The sequence below is a fragment of the Enterobacter sp. MALB-1 genome (assembly GCF_041021625.1).
GTDB lineage: Bacteria > Pseudomonadota > Gammaproteobacteria > Enterobacterales > Enterobacteriaceae > Enterobacter > Enterobacter oligotrophicus.
On record NZ_JBDPJL010000001.1, the window covers coordinates 165,312 to 185,227 of the forward strand.

At 55.5% G+C, this 19,916-nt stretch carries 20 protein-coding genes; 9 read left to right on the plus strand and 11 right to left on the minus strand.

The window, feature by feature from the left end:
• Nucleotides 1-3: 3 nt before the first annotated feature.
• Complete coding sequence (locus ABGB15_RS00795) at nucleotides 4-987, minus strand: glycosyltransferase (RefSeq protein WP_215723068.1); 984 nt, start codon at nucleotides 985-987, stop codon at nucleotides 4-6.
• A gap of 145 nt (nucleotides 988-1,132) precedes the next feature.
• Nucleotides 1,133-2,503: an O-antigen ligase gene (locus tag ABGB15_RS00800; RefSeq protein ID WP_215723067.1), complete on the minus strand. Its 1,371-nt coding sequence runs from the start codon at nucleotides 2,501-2,503 to the stop codon at nucleotides 1,133-1,135.
• Between the two features lie 230 nt (nucleotides 2,504-2,733).
• Here ABGB15_RS00800 and ABGB15_RS00805 point away from each other — a divergent pair, with 230 nt between their 5' ends.
• Nucleotides 2,734-3,837, plus strand: coding sequence for a glycosyltransferase family 4 protein (locus ABGB15_RS00805; RefSeq protein WP_215723066.1), 1,104 nt, complete (start codon nucleotides 2,734-2,736; stop codon nucleotides 3,835-3,837).
• Here ABGB15_RS00805 and ABGB15_RS00810 read toward each other — a convergent pair.
• From ABGB15_RS00810 to rfaD, 5 genes are read right to left on the minus strand one after another with little or no spacing between them, the layout of a single operon-like run.
• Nucleotides 3,816-4,925 carry a glycosyltransferase family 4 protein gene (locus tag ABGB15_RS00810; RefSeq protein WP_215723065.1) on the minus strand — a complete coding sequence of 370 codons (1,110 nt, stop codon included), beginning with the start codon at nucleotides 4,923-4,925 and terminating at the stop codon, nucleotides 3,816-3,818. The genes ABGB15_RS00805 and ABGB15_RS00810 overlap by 22 nt on opposite strands.
• Complete coding sequence (gene rfaQ / locus ABGB15_RS00815; protein ID WP_215723064.1) at nucleotides 4,922-6,025, minus strand: putative lipopolysaccharide heptosyltransferase III; 1,104 nt, start codon at nucleotides 6,023-6,025, stop codon at nucleotides 4,922-4,924. The genes ABGB15_RS00810 and rfaQ overlap by 4 nt, the downstream gene beginning before the upstream one ends.
• On the minus strand, nucleotides 6,018-7,004 hold the full coding sequence (gene rfaC / locus ABGB15_RS00820) for a lipopolysaccharide heptosyltransferase RfaC (RefSeq protein WP_215723063.1): 987 nt from the start codon (nucleotides 7,002-7,004) through the stop codon (nucleotides 6,018-6,020). Before rfaC ends, rfaQ begins: the two co-directional genes overlap by 8 nt.
• 3 nt (nucleotides 7,005-7,007) lie before the next feature.
• Nucleotides 7,008-8,054: an ADP-heptose--LPS heptosyltransferase RfaF gene (gene rfaF, locus ABGB15_RS00825; RefSeq protein WP_152082702.1), complete on the minus strand. Its 1,047-nt coding sequence runs from the start codon at nucleotides 8,052-8,054 to the stop codon at nucleotides 7,008-7,010.
• Nucleotides 8,055-8,056: 2 nt separating this feature from the next.
• Nucleotides 8,057-8,989: an ADP-glyceromanno-heptose 6-epimerase gene (rfaD, locus tag ABGB15_RS00830; protein ID WP_126545702.1), complete on the minus strand. Its 933-nt coding sequence runs from the start codon at nucleotides 8,987-8,989 to the stop codon at nucleotides 8,057-8,059.
• 215 nt (nucleotides 8,990-9,204) lie between these two features.
• Between rfaD and kbl the strand changes: the two genes are divergently transcribed.
• The 3 genes from kbl to ABGB15_RS00845 all read left to right on the plus strand — a co-directional run bounded on the left by kbl (nucleotide 9,205) and on the right by ABGB15_RS00845 (nucleotide 12,378).
• A complete protein-coding gene (gene kbl / locus ABGB15_RS00835; protein ID WP_152082700.1) occupies nucleotides 9,205-10,401 on the plus strand; it encodes a glycine C-acetyltransferase in 1,197 nt (398 codons plus the stop codon).
• Nucleotides 10,402-10,410: 9 nt separating this feature from the next.
• Nucleotides 10,411-11,436: an L-threonine 3-dehydrogenase gene (tdh, locus tag ABGB15_RS00840; protein WP_152082699.1), complete on the plus strand. Its 1,026-nt coding sequence runs from the start codon at nucleotides 10,411-10,413 to the stop codon at nucleotides 11,434-11,436.
• Between the two features lie 141 nt (nucleotides 11,437-11,577).
• Nucleotides 11,578-12,378 (plus strand): glycosyltransferase family 2 protein, encoded by an 801-nt coding sequence (locus ABGB15_RS00845; protein WP_152082698.1) that lies wholly within the window; start codon nucleotides 11,578-11,580, stop codon nucleotides 12,376-12,378.
• 11 nt (nucleotides 12,379-12,389) lie between these two features.
• Here ABGB15_RS00845 and ABGB15_RS00850 read toward each other — a convergent pair whose 3' ends face one another.
• The 3 genes from ABGB15_RS00850 to gpmM are packed head-to-tail and all read right to left on the minus strand — an operon-like array spanning nucleotide 12,390 to nucleotide 16,163.
• Complete coding sequence (locus ABGB15_RS00850; RefSeq protein WP_152082697.1) at nucleotides 12,390-13,322, minus strand: divergent polysaccharide deacetylase family protein; 933 nt, start codon at nucleotides 13,320-13,322, stop codon at nucleotides 12,390-12,392.
• Nucleotides 13,323-13,325: 3 nt separating this feature from the next.
• On the minus strand, nucleotides 13,326-14,585 hold the full coding sequence (gene envC, locus ABGB15_RS00855; RefSeq protein ID WP_313326958.1) for a murein hydrolase activator EnvC: 1,260 nt from the start codon (nucleotides 14,583-14,585) through the stop codon (nucleotides 13,326-13,328).
• 33 nt (nucleotides 14,586-14,618) lie between these two features.
• Nucleotides 14,619-16,163: a 2,3-bisphosphoglycerate-independent phosphoglycerate mutase gene (gene gpmM, locus ABGB15_RS00860; RefSeq protein ID WP_215723061.1), complete on the minus strand. Its 1,545-nt coding sequence runs from the start codon at nucleotides 16,161-16,163 to the stop codon at nucleotides 14,619-14,621.
• A 248-nt stretch (nucleotides 16,164-16,411) separates the two neighbouring features.
• On the opposite strand from gpmM, the gene ABGB15_RS00865 reads away from it, so the two are divergent.
• From ABGB15_RS00865 to cysE, 5 genes are all read left to right on the plus strand, one after another.
• The gene (locus ABGB15_RS00865; RefSeq protein ID WP_152082694.1) at nucleotides 16,412-16,843 is read left to right on the plus strand and encodes a rhodanese-like domain-containing protein; all 432 of its coding nucleotides are present in this window, start codon (nucleotides 16,412-16,414) and stop codon (nucleotides 16,841-16,843) included.
• Nucleotides 16,844-16,854: 11 nt separating this feature from the next.
• Nucleotides 16,855-17,106, plus strand: a complete 252-nt coding sequence (grxC, locus tag ABGB15_RS00870) for a glutaredoxin 3 (RefSeq protein ID WP_010426371.1) — start codon at nucleotides 16,855-16,857, stop codon at nucleotides 17,104-17,106.
• Between the two features lie 32 nt (nucleotides 17,107-17,138).
• Complete coding sequence (gene secB, locus ABGB15_RS00875; RefSeq protein ID WP_003860835.1) at nucleotides 17,139-17,606, plus strand: protein-export chaperone SecB; 468 nt, start codon at nucleotides 17,139-17,141, stop codon at nucleotides 17,604-17,606.
• Nucleotides 17,606-18,625 (plus strand): NAD(P)H-dependent glycerol-3-phosphate dehydrogenase, encoded by a 1,020-nt coding sequence (gene gpsA / locus ABGB15_RS00880; protein ID WP_152082692.1) that lies wholly within the window; start codon nucleotides 17,606-17,608, stop codon nucleotides 18,623-18,625. The genes secB and gpsA overlap by 1 nt, the downstream gene beginning before the upstream one ends.
• A 75-nt stretch (nucleotides 18,626-18,700) precedes the next feature.
• Nucleotides 18,701-19,522: a serine O-acetyltransferase gene (gene cysE, locus ABGB15_RS00885; protein WP_010426365.1), complete on the plus strand. Its 822-nt coding sequence runs from the start codon at nucleotides 18,701-18,703 to the stop codon at nucleotides 19,520-19,522.
• 56 nt (nucleotides 19,523-19,578) lie between these two features.
• Here the strand turns inward: cysE and ppiC are convergent, their stop codons facing one another.
• On the minus strand, nucleotides 19,579-19,860 hold the full coding sequence (gene ppiC / locus ABGB15_RS00890; protein ID WP_131635711.1) for a peptidylprolyl isomerase PpiC: 282 nt from the start codon (nucleotides 19,858-19,860) through the stop codon (nucleotides 19,579-19,581).
• Nucleotides 19,861-19,916 lie beyond the last annotated feature (56 nt).

Below are 19,916 nucleotides of genomic sequence, written 5' to 3' on the forward strand. Positions count from 1 at the left end.
CACTTATTTGACGAGATTTTTAAGACGGAAGTAGCGACGTCCCAGACGCCACCGCTGGCGCAAACCGCGCGCGTTTTGCCAAATCATGGTCCAGATACCGCGATCAAAAAGCTCACGGGTGATCTCGCGTTTTTTCGCCATATCGTCAATGTTGTTAATGCTGTGCAGTATTCCCAGACCCTCTTTGGCGATTTGCCAGTGGCACGCCGGTACGCGTTTCACCTGCTCCGGATAGCGCTTGTTGATGGCATCCAGCATCTCCAGAATCTTCATGTAATGGCGGGAGGAGCGCATACGCGTGTCGTCCGTGCCGGGGGTATGGGAGACGGACGCGGAGTGGATCAGGTAATCGTAATAGACTTCATCGACATACTGCACGCGCTTAGCCGTCAGCAGCACTTCGGTTGTCCATGGAATATCCTGATGACGCAGGCCGTGCTCAAAGCGAAAGCCCTGCGCTTTGATAAAAGCGTGGCGATAAATATTCAGCCAGGTCACATGCAGAAACTTACGTGATTCCAGCGCCATCTGCAGCCAGGTTGGGCCATCCAGCACGCCGGTTGAGGCGAGTTTGTCAGACGGGAAAATCTTTTTCGATGGGCGTCCATCGTCGTAAATATACGTGCCGTTACAGGTTGCGACGTCCAGTTGCCCCGCAAGCGCAATTTCCAGCAAACGCGGGTACATGCCAGGGTAGATAACATCATCAATATCGGGAAACGCAACATACTCGCCCGTGGCTACGGCAAGGCCGGTATTACGGGCTGCTGAGACACCGCCATTTGCCTGATCGATGATTTTAAAATCACTGAATTCACTGGCGTAGCGGGAGATAATTTCTGCGGAGCCGTCGGTAGAACCGTCATTGACAATAATCAGTTCCAGGCTCGGCAGATTCTGTTTCTTAATGCTGTCAAAAAAAGCGCTCAGGAAACTTTCACCATTATATACGGCGACAACGAGGCTTAATTGAGGCGTTCCAGACATGCTTACTCCGTAATATAACGCGGTGAGGCGTGGTCAACGTTCTCTACAGTAACGTGCAATGGCATTTCGACAGCCGACAGGCAAAAGAGTTCTGACGGATAACGATGCGCCGATGCTTATTATCATCGGCGCAATGGTTACGCAATCAGGCGGTTGCTTCTTTACGTTGAGCGGGGCGTAACGCGCACATTCCAACAAGTAACCCGGTCAGGAGCATATATTGCTCCAGGTAGTGATCTTTCAGGTTGTGGTCGACCATGGTTCGGGAGAAGAAACCGATGGTAAACAGCAGCAGGAACATGCCCACCATCGTATTGCCATGGCGGAACTCGCGCCAGCCGATATACCAGCAACCCGCCAGCAGAATTAGCCAGCCTGCAATGCCCGCGATCCCGTTCTGAATACCAAACTCAATCAGACCATAGTGGCTATGCGGGATGTTAATACGTTTATCCTGCGTATCACGGCGCAGCACGTAGCGGAAGGCTTCTTTACGCGGCCCCATTCCCGCCGGGTGTTCACCGACCAGCTTCCAGCCCTGGTGGAAGAAACTGGCGCGACAGCCATTGGAGTGGTTCATCGGACGACCCAGGTCGTTACGCGGGACGATACCGTGAGGTTTGATGTAACAAAAACTGTTAAACGGCGCGTTCCAGCCCGTGACCGCATCATCTTCCAGACTTTGCCAGCGGGGATCGGTTTTCCAGGAGGCATATCCCAGCAGCGCAGACGCGATAATAATCCCCAGCAGGATACCCCCGGTCAGCACCACGCGGCTGCGGCGCATATTATGCATGCTGAGCAGAATAAAAGTAGAGAAGAGGCTGCCAACAAGACCGATGGTGCCCCAGCGGGTATCCACTAAGGCCGTGCAGACAAGGTTGCACAGAAGCATAAACGCGAGGAACGGTGTGTTCAGGCGTAAGAAACGCTGATGAAGCAGGCCGCGAGCCAACAGTTCAGCGAGCAGGAAGCCGGTAATCATGTTGATCTGGAAGCTCATGCGCGTGCGGTTATAGACAATCCGCGTTTCACCCCAGTGGATCACGCCGTCGCGCCAGTAAAGCCAGGCGCTGTCGAGCAAATGGATGCAGACGACGCCCCAGAAAAAGAGAACGATTAACGTAAAGAAGCGGGCGGCGGATATAGACGGATAGCGATCCTGAATGGCCGGTAATAACACCAGACCTGTACAGAAAAGTAATACCGGACGTAGCCACTGACCATCCCAGGTCGACACCATTTCTTTTATATCAGGGGCAACAAAAAAGCCGTTAATCAGGATAAAGAAAGTTAATACCCACAGCACAATGAGAACGAACTTAATTTTGTTTAAGTTCAGCGCCTTTTTCGCCGCCGGAGAGCTAAAAAAAAGACCGAGTGCGACCACAATATTCGGGTAAATCAGTCCATTGCGGTGAAAGGGAAGCTGGTCATTAGGGATTGGCCAGATAAAACATAAAGCCAGTACAGACAGTACTAAAAGGCCTGTCAGGATGTTACGAGTATTTGTCATAGTTTTGGTACTGGTTAAGAATTTCGGCGTCTATACCGGTTAGTTAACAATGCTGTGCGTAAATTCCACTGGTTTTCGACGGAATAAAAGCCTGAGAAAATTACCACAGATGCCATAACTACAGAAGGGTAATGTTTGTAAGCAAGATTAATCCGTTTGTGCATTACCTCGGTTGCAACGTATATAATCGGCCAATCGGGCAGATATCCCGGTTCAACGACAGGAAATGTATGCATATTGTTCACACCGAAGCAGACGGTGGCAAAGGCGGGCAGCCTCTGCGCATTATTAACGAATCATCAGGGATGATTCAGCGTGGTCATCAGGTCACCATTCTTTGCCCGGAAACCGCACCGTTGCACGCGCTGGCGCGTGCCGCGGGATTAACTGTCATCACGATGCCGCTTAAGCGGAAGAATCTAAAAAATCTGAAAATGCTGCGTCACTGGTTGAGCGATAACCGTCAATCGATTGATGTTATCAATAGCCACAACTCCGCCGATACCTGGCTGGTGGCACTGGCGAATCTGACGCTTTCTGACCCCGTTCCACTGGTACGCACCCGTCATGCGTCGGGCGTGCCGCGTAATAACTGGACCACACGCTGGCTGTTCCGTAAGGCTTGCTCACATATCGTGACCACCGGCGAAGCGCTGCGCCATCAGGTGGCGAACATTGGCGTGCCGATGTCCCAGAGTACCTCCGTGCCAAGCGGTGTGGATACGCAGCGTTTCCACACAGGCGACAAGCACGAAGCGCGTGAGCATTGCGGGTTATCGCAGGAAGATTTCTGGCTTGGCGTGGTGTCGCATCTTCGCCCCAACAAGGGCCACAGCGTATTGCTGCGCGCCCTGGCGGCGATAGATAACCCGCAGATCAAGCTGGCGATTGTGGGTGAAGGCCCGCATAAAGCGACGCTGGAGCAGGAAATTGTGGCGCTGGGTTTACAGCAGCGCGTGGTAATGGCGGGACACCAGAGCGATCCGGAGCGCTGGTTCCCGGCGTTTGATATTGCGCTCAGCCCGTCTCACGATATGGAAGGCGTGCCGCAGGGGGTGTTGCAATCATTAGCTTCACGTATCGCCACCATTGCCACCGATGCCGGTGGGACGGGTGATGCCATCATTGACGGTCAGACGGGTATTTTGATCGCGCAGCGCGATGAAAACGCACTGCGCGATGCGATTGTGAAACTCTACAACGATGCCGCCCTTCGTGAGACGCTGGCGCAGCAGGGTTATGACTACCTGAGCACCCACTTTACCCGCGAATGTATGCTGGACGCGATGGAGAAGGTCTTTTCCGACGCGGCTCAGCGTAACAGGTCGCGATAAAGCGCCTGCAACTCTTTGGCCATTCGGTCCAGGGTGTAAGGCTCGGCCGTCGCACGTGCGGCGGCTGAATAATTAACGCCCTCGTCACGGCCTTTCAGCCAGTGCGCGATGGCCTGCTGATAGCCCACGCTATCCAGCGCATCGCACACCCAGCCGTTTTGACCTTCGGTGATCCACTCTGCCGCACCGCAGCCGTGGCTGGTGAGCAGAGGCAAACCGCAGGCCAGCGCTTCCACGCAGACGTTCGGGAAGGGATCGTAAAGCGTGGGGAGAATCAGTGCATCCGCGGTGCCGTATACCTCACGCACGTTGGCAACCGGTCCCAGGAAGCGCACGCGTGATGCCACACCCAGCGTTTGGGCCAGTTTTTCGAACTTACGCGCATGTTTATCGCGCCCGGCCACCAGCAGCCAGACGTCAGGATGCGGCACGATGGCGCGTAGCGCGGTGGCGACACCTTTACGGCTGAAACCCGATCCGACATACGCCAGCACCGGAGCCGTGGCCGGAATACCAAAAACATCACGCTGAGAAAGCGCACGTACATCCGGGCTAAACTGCGCCGTATCCACACCGTTGTAGATCACCGTCAACTTGTCATCCGACAGGGCAAAACGACGGGCGATATCATCGCGCACCATCTTCGAATTGCAGATCACCTTGCGCAACTGCGGATGGGTAAACATCTGCGCCTCGGCCTGCAAAATATAGCGATGATAGCGGCTCAGCGACTGCGCCCAGCGCGCCAGCGGCGACAGAATACGACCATACTGCTCAAGCCAGGTGGCGTGCACGCCATCGCCTGCGCGGAAGATGGTCGCACCCGGAATGCGTTCGTGGCTTTGTACAATGTCGAACTGCGGGAAATGCGAGGCTGCTTCCACCGCAAACCCGGATTCACGGGCGATGCGGTTACGAAATGGCGGGTTCACCGTCAGCGTTTTCCAGCCGGAAGCGTCTTCCCACTGGCGGGCAATTAGCGTTACATCCAGTGACGTATCCTGCGCCAGTACGTTCAGCGCACGGGAGACGAAACGCTCCGCGCCGCCGTTAGGGTTGTAGGTCTGTCGGACTATCGCCAGCTTCATGCAGAGGTTTCCAGGAGCATCGTATCGATGGCGCTCAGCACCTGCTGCGGTGTGATTGCGGTGATACAGTCGGAAACACCGCTATCGCCGCAGCCCGCTTTACCGCAAGGCTGGCAGGTGAATCCGGCAACGATCACGCGATAGTTCACCCCCCACGGTGCCCACTTGATGGCTCCCGTTGGGCCAAAGATGGCGACGGTCGGCGTACCGACGGCGCTCGCGAGGTGCATCGGCATGGAATCCACGCCAAAGTAAACACGCGCATGTTTCATCAGCGCACCAAGTTCTTTCAGGTTCAGCTGCCCGCTTAAATCAAACACGGGCTGGGTGAGCGCGGCGCGCAGCTCATCCATGTACGCCTTCTCTTCTTTTGACGGTGCAGCAGAGAGAATAATCGGCAGGCCGCGAGCCGCCAGGTTATCAATAGTTGCCGCCAGTTTGTTGATATCCCAGGCTTTAAACATCCAGCGCGAGGTCGGATGCACCAGAATATAGGATTTACTCTGCAGCCCAAACCCGGCCAGTTTCTTCGCGACAGAGGCTTCTGCCGCATCGCCTGGCACGAACAGGGTGTGTTTATCTTCATCGGACTGCGGGTGAATACCGATCCGGCGCAGGGCGTCCAGGTTCACCTCTACCATATGGCGGCTGTTATCCTGAATCGCCGGGTAGAGCGTAGTGAACGATTTCACCCAGCGACGACGCGCCAGGCCGCCGCGTTTATCCGGCTTAAAGCCGACGGAGACGCGCGGTTTCAGGCGACGCGCCAGGCGTGCACCGTGCCAGTGTTCAGTCAGGTTAATCAGTACATCGTAATGGCGGCCTTTCAGCGTATTCAGCAGCGCACGGTAGAGGCGGAATTGCGCGAACCAGCCCTTTTTGCGCCAGTTGCGACCAATGGTATGCACCTGGTCGATATGCGGGTGGTTGGTCAGCATCGCCTGCGTGTCGTCATAGACCAGCGCGTCGACTTCAACGTTCGGCCAGTTCTTTTTCAGCACGGTAAACACCGGCGAGGTCAGCAGGACATCTCCGTGGTGACGCAGTTTAATAATCAGCACGCGCTTTGGTGGGCGCTCCGCTGAGAAAAAATCAGACATAGGCTCTCTCTGCTGCCAGCAAAGGCTCTAATTGCGCAAATACCGTAGTGGCGTTGAGATCGCTCAACTGCGGTGAATGTTTCGGGCGGCAGATATATTGATTTTTTCCGTAGCCGCCGATAAGACCCGGATCGGTCGGGCCGTAAAGCGTAATATTAGGGCGATCCAGCGCCGCTGTCAGGTGGCTTAGCCCCGTATCAACGGAGACCACCGCCGTTGCGCCAGCCAGCGCTTGCGCCACGCCGTCGAGTTTCATGCGCGGCAGGACGTCCACATAATCAAACCCTTCGGCCAGACGTTTTGCCCGCGCTTCTTCGTGCGGTGCGCCCCACGGCAGTTTAATACGCAGCCCGGCGTTGCCCAACAGGCCGATCAACTCACGCCAGTGTGCTTCCGGCCAGTGCTTGTCGTCACGGGTCGTTGCATGAAGGAAAATCAGATAAGGCGAGCTTTCTTGCGGCGAACCGTGCAAGAAATGCTGCGAAATGGCGTAATCGCCCTGCGTCTCAGGCTTTGCATAACCGAGGCTTTTTGCAAACAGCTCGCGGGTGCGTTCCACGGCGTGCTGCTGCTTAGCGATGTGGTGGCGGCGGTTGTAAAACAGGCTTGCCAGCGGTTCGCGGGCGGTTTGCCAGTCCATGCCGTGTTTGACGCCGTGCGCCAGACGCGTCACCAGCGCCGCGCTTTTTACCAGCCCTTGCGCATCGATGATGGCATCGTAATGTTGAGCCTGCACCGCATCACGAAAGGCTTTGCGCTCGGCTTTAATGGGGGCGGAGAACCACGCTTTACGCCAGCGGCGGATCGCCACCGGGATCACGCGGTCGACCGCTGCATGCCAGGTGGGGATCTGCGCGAAGCCTTCTTCCACCACCCAGTCAAAACGAATGCCGGGAATGGCCTGCATCGCGTCCGTCAGCGACGGCAGCGTATGCAGAACATCACCCATGGAAGAGGTTTTAACGATCAATACCCGCATCCGTTATCCTTCTTCCTTCAACAGCAGATCGTTGAGTTCTTCCAGAACGCGTTGCGGTGTAATGTCGATCAGGCTTTGGTGGTAGCCCTCCGCTGCATCGCCTTTACGCACTTTGTGGTAGCCGCTAATCAGGCGGATCACGCGCGCTTTATGCGACAGCGGGGGTGTGAAATCCGGGCTGCTTGGGCCATACAGCGCTACCAGTGGGCGGTCCAGCGCGGCGGCGACGTGCATCAAACCGGAGTCATTAGTGACCACGGCTTTACAGGCGGCAAGCAGAATAACCGCCTGCTCCAGCTGCGTTTCGCCGGCCAGATTGCGACACCAGGCCTGCTGTTCGTTGCTCAGCGTGGTGAGAATTTCGTTGCCCGCCTCGTGGTCTTTTGCCGAGCCGAAAAGCACCACCTGGTAGCCTTCGTCGATCAGCTGTTTCGCCAGTTCCGCGTAGTGATAGTGCGGCCAGCGCTTTGCCGGGCCGAATTCTGCGCCAGGGCAGAACCCGATGATTGGGCGTTCGGACGAAATACCAAACGCGTTACAGGTCTGGGATTTTTCACCCTCATGCACCTGTAGCTGCGGCCACAGCAGCGGCTGCGGCAGGTCTTTCGCGCTGCGCATCACGCCTTTGTCGTAGGCCAGCGCGACATAACGCTCGACCATCAGCGGCCAGGCGTCTTTATCCAGCACGCGTGCGTCGTTCAGCAGGCCATAACGCATTTCCCCTCGCCAGCCGGTGCGATGCGGTACGCCTGCAAAGAAGGGCACTAAGGCCGATTTAAAGGAGTTAGGCAGGACATACGCGCGGTCGTAGCGCTTCTCGCGCAGGCTATGACCGAGCTTGCGGCGTTCGCCGATTTCCAGCGCCCCGTGGCCGAGCGGCATCGGGATCGCCTCGTTGACTTCCGGCATGCGCGACAACAACGGACGGCACCATGCAGGTGCCATCACGTCGATTATCGCCTGGGGATAGCGCGCCTTGAGCGTGCGATAGAGACTTTGCGACATCATCATGTCGCCCACCCATGACGGGCCGATCACCAGAATTTTCATACTTACGCGTCGCGGTTCAGCCAGGCCATGTATTCCGTTACGCCTTCGGCAACGGTCTTGAACGGTTTGTCGTAACCCGCTGCGCGCAGGTTGGTCAGATCCGCCTGGGTAAACGCCTGGTAGCGGCCTTTCAGTTTATCCGGGAACGGAATGTACTCGATGCTGCCTTTCTTGTGGTACGCCAGCGTTGCGTCAGCCACCGCCTGGAAGGATTCCGCGCGGCCCGTACCCAGGTTGAAGATACCGGACACGCCGTTTTCCCAGAACCACAGGTTTACGGCGGCTACATCGCCCACATAAACGAAGTCACGCTTGAAGCCGTCGCTGCCTTCAAACAGTTTTGGGCTTTCGCCATTATTCAACTGGGTGTTCAGGTGGAACGCTACGCTCGCCATGCTGCCTTTGTGGCCTTCGCGCGGCCCGTAGACGTTGAAGTAGCGGAAGCCGACAATCTGGGAGTTCGCTTCTGGCAGGATCTGACGCACATACTCGTCGAACAGGAATTTGGAGTAACCGTAGACGTTCAGCGGCTGCTCATATTCGCGGGATTCGATGAAGTCAGAGGTGCGTCCGCCGTAGGTTGCCGCAGAAGAGGCGTACAGGAACGGAATTTCACGCTCCAGGCAGTAGTGCAGGATCTCTTTGGAGTACTGATAGTTGTTGTCCATCATGTACTTGCCGTCCCACTCGGTGGTGGAGGAGCATGCACCTTCATGGAAGATGGCTTCGATCTCGCCGAACTCTTCACCTGCCATAATCTGGATAAGGAAGTCTTCTTTATCCATGTAGTCAGCAATGTTCAGATCCACCAGGTTGACGAACTTGGTGCCGTCTTTCAGGTTGTCCACCACCAGAATGTCGGTGATGCCTTTGTCATTGAGAGCCTTAACAATATTGCTGCCGATAAAGCCCGCGCCGCCGGTAACGATGATCATAACTGTAACCTTTGAAGTGTGGAGTCCGGGGACAATCCCGGACGCTAATGTTTCTATCATATCATTAGTATGGCTGCCCTTCAGCCATTCACCGATATGCAGCAGGGGTACACGTGATTTATGCTGCAAAAACGACAAGAGATAATGTGTCATCTCGTCATGAAGTATAGGTTTGGGTAATATGTGCCGAAATTTGCCGAGTCTGGAGAATTGCAATGCGTGGTGATTTTTACAAACAGTTAAACAGCGACCTCGATACCGCACGTGCGGAAGGGTTGTTCAAAGAAGAGCGTATTATCACGTCTGCCCAGCAGGCGGACATCACCGTTGCCGACGGCAGCCATGTGATCAACTTTTGTGCGAACAACTATTTAGGTCTGGCGAATCACCCTGATCTGATTGCCGCGGCGAAAAACGGCATGGACACCCACGGCTTCGGTATGGCCTCCGTGCGCTTTATCTGCGGGACGCAGGACAGCCACAAACAGCTTGAGCAAAAGCTGGCGAACTTCCTTGGGATGGAAGACGCAATTCTGTACTCCTCCTGCTTCGACGCTAACGGCGGTCTGTTTGAGACGCTACTTGGCGCAGAAGATGCAATTATCTCCGACGCCCTCAACCACGCCTCCATCATCGACGGCGTTCGTCTGTGCAAAGCGAAGCGTTTCCGCTACGCCAACAACGACATGGTTGAGCTGGAGGCACGCCTGAAAGAGGCGCGCGAAGCCGGTGCTCGCCACGTGCTTATCGCTACCGACGGCGTGTTCTCTATGGATGGCGTGATCGCCAACCTGAAAGGCGTATGTGACCTGGCAGACAAATACGACGCGCTGGTAATGGTTGATGACTCGCACGCTGTCGGTTTCGTTGGCGAAAACGGCCGTGGTTCGCATGAATACTGTGACGTTATGGGCCGCGTGGACATCATCACCGGTACGCTGGGCAAAGCGCTCGGCGGCGCGTCTGGCGGCTATACCGCCGCGCGTAAAGAGGTAGTTGAGTGGCTGCGCCAGCGCTCTCGTCCGTATCTGTTCTCCAACTCCCTCGCACCGGCGATTGTTGCCGCCTCCATTAAAGTGCTGGAGATGGTGGAAGCAGGCAGCGAGCTGCGCGACCGTCTGTGGTCTAACGCCCGCCTGTTCCGTGAGAAAATGAGCGCAGCAGGCTTTACCCTGGCCGGTGCTGACCACGCGATCATTCCGGTGATGCTGGGTGATGCGGTGGTGGCGCAAAACTTTGCCCGTGAACTGCAGAAAGAAGGGATTTACGTCACCGGATTCTTCTTCCCGGTGGTGCCAAAAGGTCAGGCGCGTATCCGCACCCAGATGTCTGCGGCGCACTCGCCTGAACAAATTGAACGTGCGGTGGAAGCCTTTACCCGCATCGGCAAACAGCTGGGCGTAATTGCCTGAGGACGTGTGATGAAAGCGTTATCCAAACTGAAAGCGGAAGAAGGGATTTGGATGACCGACGTGCCGGAGCCGGAAGTCGGTCATAACGATCTGCTGATCAAAATTCGTAAAACAGCCATCTGTGGTACTGACGTTCACATCTACAACTGGGACCAGTGGTCGCAGAAAACCATCCCTGTGCCGATGGTTGTGGGCCACGAATATGTCGGCGAAGTGGTCGGGATCGGCCAGGAAGTGAAAGGCTTTAAAATTGGTGACCGCGTCTCCGGTGAAGGCCACATTACCTGCGGCCACTGCCGTAACTGCCGCGGTGGACGTACTCACCTGTGCCGCAATACCGTCGGTGTGGGCGTAAACCGTCCGGGCTGCTTCGCGGAATATCTGGTGATCCCGGCGTTCAACGCGTTCAAAATTCCGGACAATATCTCTGACGATCTGGCCTCCATCTTCGACCCGTTCGGCAACGCGGTGCACACCGCGCTCTCCTTCGATCTGGTAGGTGAAGACGTGCTGGTCTCTGGCGCAGGCCCAATCGGTATTATGGCGGCGGCAGTCGCGAAACACGTGGGCGCGCGCAACGTTGTGATCACCGACGTGAACGAATACCGCTTGTCACTGGCGCGCAAAATGGGCGTCACCCGCGCGGTGGATGTCTCCAAAGAGAGCCTGACCGACGTAATGGAAGAGCTGGGCATGACCGAAGGCTTTGACGTGGGTCTGGAGATGTCCGGTGCACCACCGGCGTTCCGCACCATGCTCGATACCATGAATCACGGCGGCCGTATCGCGATGCTGGGTATTCCACCGTCGGATATGTCCATCGACTGGAACAAAGTCATCTTTAAAGGTCTCTTCATCAAAGGCATCTATGGCCGTGAGATGTTCGAAACCTGGTACAAAATGGCCGCGCTGATCCAGTCTGGTCTGGATCTGTCTCCGATCATTACTCATCATTTCTCTATTGATGAGTTCCAGCAGGGCTTCGACGCGATGCGTTCCGGGCAGTCCGGAAAAGTTATCCTGAGCTGGGATTAAGTAAGGAAGCGCCTTCGGGCGCTTTTTTTATGTCCTCTTCACGTTTTTTTATCCGCAATCAGATTATTTCGATTTTCTCTTCGCTTTTTTACCCACACGCTTATAAAGTTTGTTGAACATCCGTTTACGTTTACAGTGCCTATGTTCAAGCTCACCGTTTGTTTATTGACCTGTAATTCCGCTCGTTTGCTGCGTGAGGTGCTCCCTCCGCTACTGACCGTGGCCGATGAAATTGTGGTTGTGGATTCTGGCAGTACGGATGCCACGCTTGATATCTGCCGCGAGTATGGGCTTTCTCTTCACCATCATCCTTATGCGATGCACGGCGCGCAGATGAACTATGCCATCGATCTGGCGGCAAATGACTGGGTGCTCTGCATGGACAGCGATGAGATCCTGGATGCAGAAACCGTCGATTTCATTCTGGCCCTAAAAGCCGGTGAGGAGCCTGCCGCGGACCACGCATGGCGTATCGCGCGCTACTGGCACGTGTTGGGGGAAGAGGTTCGCACGATTTATCCCGTCTCTTCACCGGATTTCCCTGTACGGCTGTTCAACCGTACCCAGGCCCGGTTTAACCACCGACCGGTAGATGACAAAGTTGAAGGCAAACTCAGCACCGTCAAAATGCCGGGGCGGGTGCGTCACGACACGTTTTACACTCTCCATGAAGTCTTCAACAAGCTGAACAGCTACACCACCCGGCTGGTGAAATATCAACCTGTACGCCCCTCTATCGGACGTGGTGTGATAAGCGCGATCGGGGCGTTTTTCAAATGGTATCTGTTTAGCGGTGCCTGGCGTCAGGGGAAAGTGGGTGTCGTGACAGGGCTGTACGCCACTGCATACAGCTTCTTAAAATATTTCAAAGCCTGGTATCAACATCAGGAGAAAAAAGAGTCCGTTGCTAAAGAGCATTCGGACTCTCATGTGGCGGAGTAAACGTCAGCCGATCAGGCTTTCTTACCCCAGCCCTGCCACTGCTGCTGAACATATTTCACCAGCGTGCTTTCACTGACGCTCTCACCAATCACCGAGAAGAAACGGGCCGCGTTGACCGGCTCAAGCGGCTGCTTCGGCTTGCAGCTCTTCACACCACGGAACGGGTTGCGCGGTGCAGGAGAGGCTGGTTGCCCCTGGTTCGGCGTGGACGTATCCACCTGCGGTTCATTAAGCAGATCGCTCGGGCGGACCAGCGTGATATCGGAAGGTAAGGTCGGCAACATCTGTTGCAGGACGCGCACTGTTGAAGGATGCGGGTGACCAATAGCAATGGCTGATCCATTTCGGCGGGCCAACTGCACGGCGCGATTGAACTGTACGCGGATATCCGCGTCGTTCTGGGTGTCGTCCAGGAACACCTTGCGCTTGATGACCTTCACGCCTGTACCCTGAGCGGCACGCATGGCCTGGCTGTTACCGATGGTCATGCTGTCGAGGAAATAGAGATTATAACGCTCCAGCGCCTGCATCACTTTCAGCATACCGTACAGGCTGGAGGTCATCGCGCTGCCCATGTGATTATTCAGCCCCACGGCATACGGCACCTTGTTGTAAGCGTCGCGGATGATACGGTCGATCTCATCGCTGCTCATATCCGGGCGCAGGGTGTCTTTTTCCAGCGGTTGCTTGCTGAGCGGTGCCATCGGCAGGTGGATCAAAACCTGATGACCGCTATTATGTGCTTTTGTCGCCATTTCACGCGCATGGGGTGCATTAGGAAGGACGGCGACGGAAATGGCTGACGGCATGGCCAGCACCTGGTTTTCGTAGTGTGGACGATAACCGAAGTCATCAATCACAATGGCGAGTTTGCCTGCGTATACCGGTGCAGCCAGCGCCAGTGCGCTGGCGACGGAGAGAACGATTCGACGAAATTGAAGCAAAACTTATCTTCCCAACCACGGCTGTGGATTGACCGCCTGACCCTGGCGACGAATTTCGAAATAGAGTGACGGGCGGCCCTGACCGCCACTGCTGCCCACAAGGGCGATGGGTTGGCCCGCGCGCACCTGAGTGCCGACGCTGACCAGCGCGCTCTGGTTGTAACCGTAGAGGCTCATATCGCCTTTACCGTGTTCGACCACCACCACAAGCCCATAACCCTGCAGCCAGTCGGCCAGGATCACGCGGCCATCGGCAATGGCTTTCACTTCGCTACCTTCAGACGCACCGATAACTATCCCTTTCCAACGTAGTTCACCCTGCAGTTGTTCGCCATAGCGATGCAGAATTGAACCGCGAACGGGCCAGTAAGCCTGACCACGCGGAGAGCCTAAACCGCCAGTACGCGACATCAGGGAACGTTCGCTCTCGGTTGGCTTGTAGGTGGTGCCTTTGCGGGAGGCTTCCTGCTGCTTATTGCGCACGGCCTGCGCTTCACGCGCTTCTCTTTCAGCGCGGGCTTTCGCCGCCGCTTCCGCACGGGCAATACTGTTGCGCAGTTTCGATTCGTTGGCGCGCATTTCGCTCAACTGGCTCTGACCTTCCTGAATGGAAGATTCAAGGCCAGAAAGGGTTTTCTTACGCTCGTTACGTGCCTGCTCGAGCTTCGCCTGCTGCGCCTGCTGCTCGTAGAGCAATGTCTGCTGCTGGCTCTGTTTCTCTTCAAGCTCCGCTTTTTGCGTAGTGACCTCTTCGCGCGTCTGCTTCAGCTGCGCGATCGTCTCCTGACGCGCCTGGTTCAGATAGCCGAAGTAGGCCTGCAGACGCTGACCGCGCTGGCTCTCTTCACCGCTGAGGATCAACTGAAGCCCGGTGTGTTCACCCTGGCGGAAAGCGGCATCAAGCTGTGCAGCAAGATTGCGTTCCTGCGCATCCCGCTGGCGCTCCAGTTTGGCAATCGACGCGTTCATCTCGTCGATCTGTTTATTCAACTGGGCGAGGGTATTTTGTGTTTCACGGAGTTTGCGCGCGGCGGCAGAGATCACCTCTTCCTGCTGCTTAAGCTGAGCGAGCAGTGCGGAGCGCTGCTGTTGCTGCTGGCGAACCGCGCGCTCTTTGGCGGCGATATCGGCCTGAATGGATTTAAGCTGGTCGCGGTCATCCGCGTGGGCGGACGCGGCGCACAGCAATACGCCAGCGCTGAGTGCGCTGGCGTAAAACAGAGGTCTGACTGATAACCTAAGCGGCTTCACGACCCATGTGATTGAAAAAATCGCCTTTCCCCTCATGGGGAGCGATTATTCCACGATGAACAGCGGCTTACCAGTCATCTCTTCAGGGATCGGCATACCCATCAGCGTCAACATGGTTGGCGCGATGTCGGAAAGTTTGCCGCCTTCCACTGCTTTCACTGATTTATCACCCACATAAATCAGTGGAACAGGCAGGTTGGTGTGGGCAGTATGTGCCTGACCTGTCGCCGGGTCGCGCATCTGTTCCGCGTTACCGTGGTCGGCGGTGATCAGCAACTGGCCGCCAACGGATTCAACCGCTTTCGCGACCTGCTCAACGCAGTTATCCAGCGCTTCAACCGCTTTAACCGCGGCTTCCATCACGCCGGTATGACCTACCATGTCGCCATTCGGGTAGTTACAGATGATGGTGTCGTATTTGCCGCTTTCGATCGCCGCAACCAGTTTTTCGGTCAGCTCGGCAGAGCTCATTTCTGGCTGCAGATCGTAGGTAGCCACTTTCGGAGAATTAATCAGAATGCGCTCTTCACCTTTGAACGGCTCTTCGACACCGCCGTTAAAGAAGAAGGTGACGTGCGCGTATTTCTCGGTTTCGGAGATACGCAGCTGCGTTTTGTCGTTCTTCGCCATCCACTCACCGAAGGTATTTTCCAGTGACGCTGGCGGATAAGCGCAAGGCGCGTTGATATCTGCGGCGTATTCGGTCAACTGGATGAAGTCGAGTTTCATCGCTTTCTTACGGGCGAAACCGTCGAAGTCGCTGTTGACGAACGCACGGGTGATTTCACGCGCGCGGTCGGCACGGAAGTTCATGAAGATCAGCGCATCGCCATCTTCCATAGCGGCATCAGCCTGGCCTTCAGCGCGGATTACAGTTGCTTTCACGAATTCGTCGTTTTCATCACGTGCGTAAGCCGCTTCCAGCGCGTCAACGGCGGTCGCGAACTGGAATTCACCTTTTGCCAGCGTCAGCAGGTCATAGGCCTGTTCAACGCGGTCCCAGCGGTTATCGCGGTCCATCGCGTAGTAACGACCAATGATGGACGCCACGCGGCCTTTACCCAGTGCGGCGAATTTATCTTCGAAGGCTTTCAGAGAACCTTCTGCGCTGCGCGGTGGCGTATCGCGGCCATCCAGGAACGCGTGCAGATAGATTTTATCCGCACCGCGTTCTGCTGCCAGCTCAACCATTGCCATGATGTGATCTTCGTGGCTGTGAACGCCGCCCGCAGAGAGCAGACCCATGATGTGAACGGCTTTGCCTGCGGCAACGGCTTTATCCACCGCACCAGCAAGCGTTGGGTTGGAGAAGAAGGTGCGTTCTTTGATTTCAACGTCCAGACGCGTCAGATCCTGATAGACGATACGACCTGCGCCCAGGTTCACGTGACCGACTTCAGAGTTGCCCATCTGACGATCCGGCAGGCCGACTTCCAGACCAGACGCATCAATCAGGGTGTGCGGACGTTTTGCCCACAGCGCATCCATAACCGGAGTTTTGGCGTTGAAAATGGCGTTATCCTGGCTGTCTTCGCGATAGCCATAGCCATCCAGAATCACCAGTACCATAGGTTTTTTAGAAACCGACATTGCGACAACCTCATGCTCAAGAGACAAAAAATTTGCGTAATTTTACTACAGCTGAATCGATCAAATAGCCGCAGAAGATCAAAGAATGCGTAGGGGCAAGGCGGTTCTCAGGAGATTTTGAGGCTTTTTTTTCGTGGCATGCCGCAGAAAATGGATTAGCTTATTGTCGCTGGCTGTATTTGCCACAGCGCACAGGTATACTCCTGTCCTGGTTTTTTTAATCACTTAGTCGGGAGTTGTTACCCCCCATGCAAGAAATTATGCAATTTGTTAGCCGCCACCCGGTTCTGAGCATCGCGTGGATTGGCCTGCTGGCCGCTGTGCTTTTCACCACGTTTAAAGGCCTGACGTCTAAAATTAAGGTGATCACCCGTGGTGAAGCGACACGTCTGATCAACAAAGAAGACGCCGTCGTCGTCGATTTGCGTCAGCGCGACGATTTCCGTAAAGGTCATATCGCGGGTGCGATCAACCTGCTGCCTGCTGAAATCAAAGCCAACAATATTGGTGAGCTGGATAAGCATAAAGCCCAGCCGATTATCGTTGTTGATGGTACCGGCATGCAGGCACAGGAATCTGCCAACGCTCTGCATAAAGCAGGCTTTGAAAACGTAACGATACTGAAAGAAGGCATTTCCGGCTGGAGCGGGGAAAATCTTCCTTTAGTTCGCGGAAAATAAGGAGTTCAGTGATGGCCAATATTGAGATCTACACCAAAGCAACTTGCCCGTTCTGCCACCGCGCAAAAGCGCTGCTGAACAGCAAAGGCGTAACGTTCCAGGAACTGCCGATCGATGGTGACGCGATCAAACGCGAAGAGATGATCCAACGTAGTGGTCGCACGACGGTTCCGCAGATTTTTATTGATGCGCAGCACATTGGCGGCTGTGATGACTTGTATGCGCTCGACGCCCGTGGTGGACTCGATCCCCTGCTGAGCTAAGAGACTTTAGGACAATTAAAAAGGGTTTTTCCATGTCAGAACAAAACAACACCGAAATGACTTTCCAGATCCAGCGCATCTACACCAAGGATGTCTCTTTCGAAGCGCCAAATGCACCACACGTTTTCCAGAAAGATTGGCAGCCAGAGGTTAAACTTGATCTGGATACCGCATCCACCCAACTGGCGGATGACGTGTATGAAGTCGTACTGCGTGTAACGGTGACCGCTTCTCTGGGCGAAGAAACTGCATTCCTGTGCGAAGTGCAGCAGGGTGGCATCTTCTCCATCGGCGGCATTGAAGGCAACCAGATGGCGCATTGCCTGGGTGCATACTGCCCGAACATCCTGTTCCCGTATGCGCGTGAATGCATCACCAGCCTGGTTTCTCGCGGTACATTCCCGCAACTGAACCTTGCGCCAGTTAACTTCGATGCGCTGTTCATGAACTATCTGCAGCAGCAGGCTGGCGAAGGTGCCGAACAACATCAGGATGCCTGATGAGCACTGTTAATGCGTCAATGACTGTGATCGGTGCCGGCTCTTACGGCACCGCTCTTGCCATCACGCTGGCAAGAAATGGTCACGAGGTGGTCCTCTGGGGCCACGATCCAAAACATATCGCGACGTTGCAACATGACCGCTGCAACGTGGCGTTTCTCCCGGACGTTCCGTTCCCTGATTCCCTGCATCTGGAAAGCGATCTGGCAACCGCGCTGGCGGCCAGCCGCAATATTCTGATTGTGGTGCCAAGCCATGTCTTTGGCGAAGTCCTGCGTCAGATTAAGCCGCTGATGCGCCCGGATGCGCGCATTGTATGGGCGACAAAAGGGTTGGAAGCGGAAACCGGACGCCTGCTGCAGGACGTTGCCCGCGAAGCGCTGGGTGATGATATCCCGCTGGCGGTGATTTCCGGACCAACGTTCGCCAAAGAGCTGGCTGCTGGCCTGCCGACGGCGATCTCGCTTGCCTCAACCGATCAGGCATTCTCTGACGATCTCCAGCATCTGCTGCACTGTGGCAAGAGTTTCCGCGTTTACAGCAACCCTGATTTCATCGGTGTACAGCTGGGCGGTGCGGTGAAGAATGTGATTGCTATTGGTGCCGGGATGTCTGACGGCATTGGTTTTGGCGCGAATGCACGTACCGCGCTGATCACCCGCGGTCTCACTGAAATGTCTCGTCTCGGCGAAGCGCTGGGAGCCGATCCGGCTACCTTTATGGGAATGGCGGGTTTAGGCGATCTGGTGCTGACCTGTACCGACAACCAGTCCCGTAACCGTCGCTTTGGCATGATGCTCGGACAGGGCAGCGATGTGAAAGGCGCGCAGGAGAAGATTGGTCAGGTGGTTGAAGGCTACCGCAATACCAAAGAAGTCCGCGAGCTGGCACACCGCTTCGGTGTCGAAATGCCAATAACCGAGGAAATTTATCAGGTATTGTATTGCGGAAAAAATGCGCGCGAGGCAGCATTGACCTTATTAGGTCGTGCGCGCAAGGACGAGCGCAGCAGCAACTAGCCGGGAACTATCGTCACCTGAATGACCCAGCCAGCGCAGAACTGGCTGGTCATTAACTATCGTCTGGAGTAAGCAATGCCGTGTGAAGAACTGGATATCGTCTGGAACAATATTAAAGCCGAAGCGCGAGCTTTGGCAGACTGTGAGCCTATGCTGGCCAGTTTCTACCACGCGACGCTACTCAAGCACGAAGATCTCGGCAGCGCCCTGAGCTACATGCTCGCCAACAAACTGGCTTCCTCAATCATGCCTGCTATCGCCATTCGCGAAGTGGTGGAAGAGGCTTATGCCGCTGATCCGGAGATGATCGCCTCGGCCGCCTGCGATATTCAGGCTGTGCGCACGCGTGACCCGGCAGTCGATAAATATTCTACGCCGCTACTGTATCTGAAGGGCTTCCACGCGCTTCAGGCTTACCGCATCGGCCACTGGCTATGGAACGAAGGCCGCCGCGCGCTGGCTATCTTCCTGCAAAACCAGGTTTCTGTCACTTTCCAGGTCGACATTCACCCGGCGGCAAAAATTGGCCGCGGGATCATGCTCGACCACGCCACCGGCATTGTCGTCGGTGAAACGGCAGTGATTGAAGATGACGTCTCTATTCTGCAATCGGTCACGCTGGGCGGTACGGGTAAAACCAGCGGCGATCGCCATCCGAAAATTCGTGAAGGGGTGATGATTGGCGCGGGTGCCAAAATCCTCGGTAATATCGAAGTCGGACGCGGGGCGAAAATTGGTGCGGGCTCGGTTGTGCTACAGCCTGTGCCGCCGCACACAACTGCAGCGGGCGTACCGGCGCGCATTGTCGGTAAGCCAGACAGCGATAAACCCTCAATGGATATGGATCAGCACTTCAACGGAATTCACCATACGTTTGAGTATGGCGACGGTATTTAACCCGCCAGCGCCATCTGACAAAAAAGCCCGGTGCATTGACTCACCGGGCTTTTTTATTACTTGCGGTATAACACTTTGATAATGTGGTAACCGAACTGTGTGTGCAGCGGGCCAGTCGGCTCCAGCACCGGGCAGGAAAACACGACTTTATCAAACGCCGGAACCATCTGGCCCTGACGGAACTCGCCTAAATCACCGCCGCGTTTGCCAGACGGGCAAATGGAGTGCTTCTTCGCCAGCTTGCCGAAGTCGGCACCATTTTTAATCTGTTCCAGAAGATCCTGTGCCAGTTTCTCTTCTTTAACAAGGATATGCAGTGCTGCTGCTGTTTTAGCCATGATCGTGCCTTGAGTGGTATGGATTAGGCTCGCTATACTACCACGCTGTTATTTCT

What these genes read in the sequence shown, in the direction of transcription:
- ABGB15_RS00810 (WP_215723065.1), bottom strand. Translation starts at nt 4,925, where the DNA reads ATGAAGCTGGCGATAGTCCGACAGACCTACAACCCTAACGGCGGCGCG.
- ABGB15_RS00805 (WP_215723066.1), top strand. Translation starts at nt 2,734, where the DNA reads ATGCATATTGTTCACACCGAAGCAGACGGTGGCAAAGGCGGGCAGCCT.
- ABGB15_RS00800 (WP_215723067.1), bottom strand. Translation starts at nt 2,503, where the DNA reads ATGACAAATACTCGTAACATCCTGACAGGCCTTTTAGTACTGTCTGTA.
- grxC (WP_010426371.1), top strand. Translation starts at nt 16,855, where the DNA reads ATGGCCAATATTGAGATCTACACCAAAGCAACTTGCCCGTTCTGCCAC.
- ABGB15_RS00845 (WP_152082698.1), top strand. Translation starts at nt 11,578, where the DNA reads ATGTTCAAGCTCACCGTTTGTTTATTGACCTGTAATTCCGCTCGTTTG.
- ABGB15_RS00795 (WP_215723068.1), bottom strand. Translation starts at nt 987, where the DNA reads ATGTCTGGAACGCCTCAATTAAGCCTCGTTGTCGCCGTATATAATGGT.
- gpsA (WP_152082692.1), top strand. Translation starts at nt 17,606, where the DNA reads ATGAGCACTGTTAATGCGTCAATGACTGTGATCGGTGCCGGCTCTTAC.
- secB (WP_003860835.1), top strand. Translation starts at nt 17,139, where the DNA reads ATGTCAGAACAAAACAACACCGAAATGACTTTCCAGATCCAGCGCATC.
- ppiC (WP_131635711.1), bottom strand. Translation starts at nt 19,860, where the DNA reads ATGGCTAAAACAGCAGCAGCACTGCATATCCTTGTTAAAGAAGAGAAA.
- tdh (WP_152082699.1), top strand. Translation starts at nt 10,411, where the DNA reads ATGAAAGCGTTATCCAAACTGAAAGCGGAAGAAGGGATTTGGATGACC.
- cysE (WP_010426365.1), top strand. Translation starts at nt 18,701, where the DNA reads ATGCCGTGTGAAGAACTGGATATCGTCTGGAACAATATTAAAGCCGAA.
- ABGB15_RS00865 (WP_152082694.1), top strand. Translation starts at nt 16,412, where the DNA reads ATGCAAGAAATTATGCAATTTGTTAGCCGCCACCCGGTTCTGAGCATC.
- kbl (WP_152082700.1), top strand. Translation starts at nt 9,205, where the DNA reads ATGCGTGGTGATTTTTACAAACAGTTAAACAGCGACCTCGATACCGCA.
- rfaQ (WP_215723064.1), bottom strand. Translation starts at nt 6,025, where the DNA reads ATGTCTGATTTTTTCTCAGCGGAGCGCCCACCAAAGCGCGTGCTGATT.
- rfaD (WP_126545702.1), bottom strand. Translation starts at nt 8,989, where the DNA reads ATGATCATCGTTACCGGCGGCGCGGGCTTTATCGGCAGCAATATTGTT.
- rfaF (WP_152082702.1), bottom strand. Translation starts at nt 8,054, where the DNA reads ATGAAAATTCTGGTGATCGGCCCGTCATGGGTGGGCGACATGATGATG.
- rfaC (WP_215723063.1), bottom strand. Translation starts at nt 7,004, where the DNA reads ATGCGGGTATTGATCGTTAAAACCTCTTCCATGGGTGATGTTCTGCAT.
- gpmM (WP_215723061.1), bottom strand. Translation starts at nt 16,163, where the DNA reads ATGTCGGTTTCTAAAAAACCTATGGTACTGGTGATTCTGGATGGCTAT.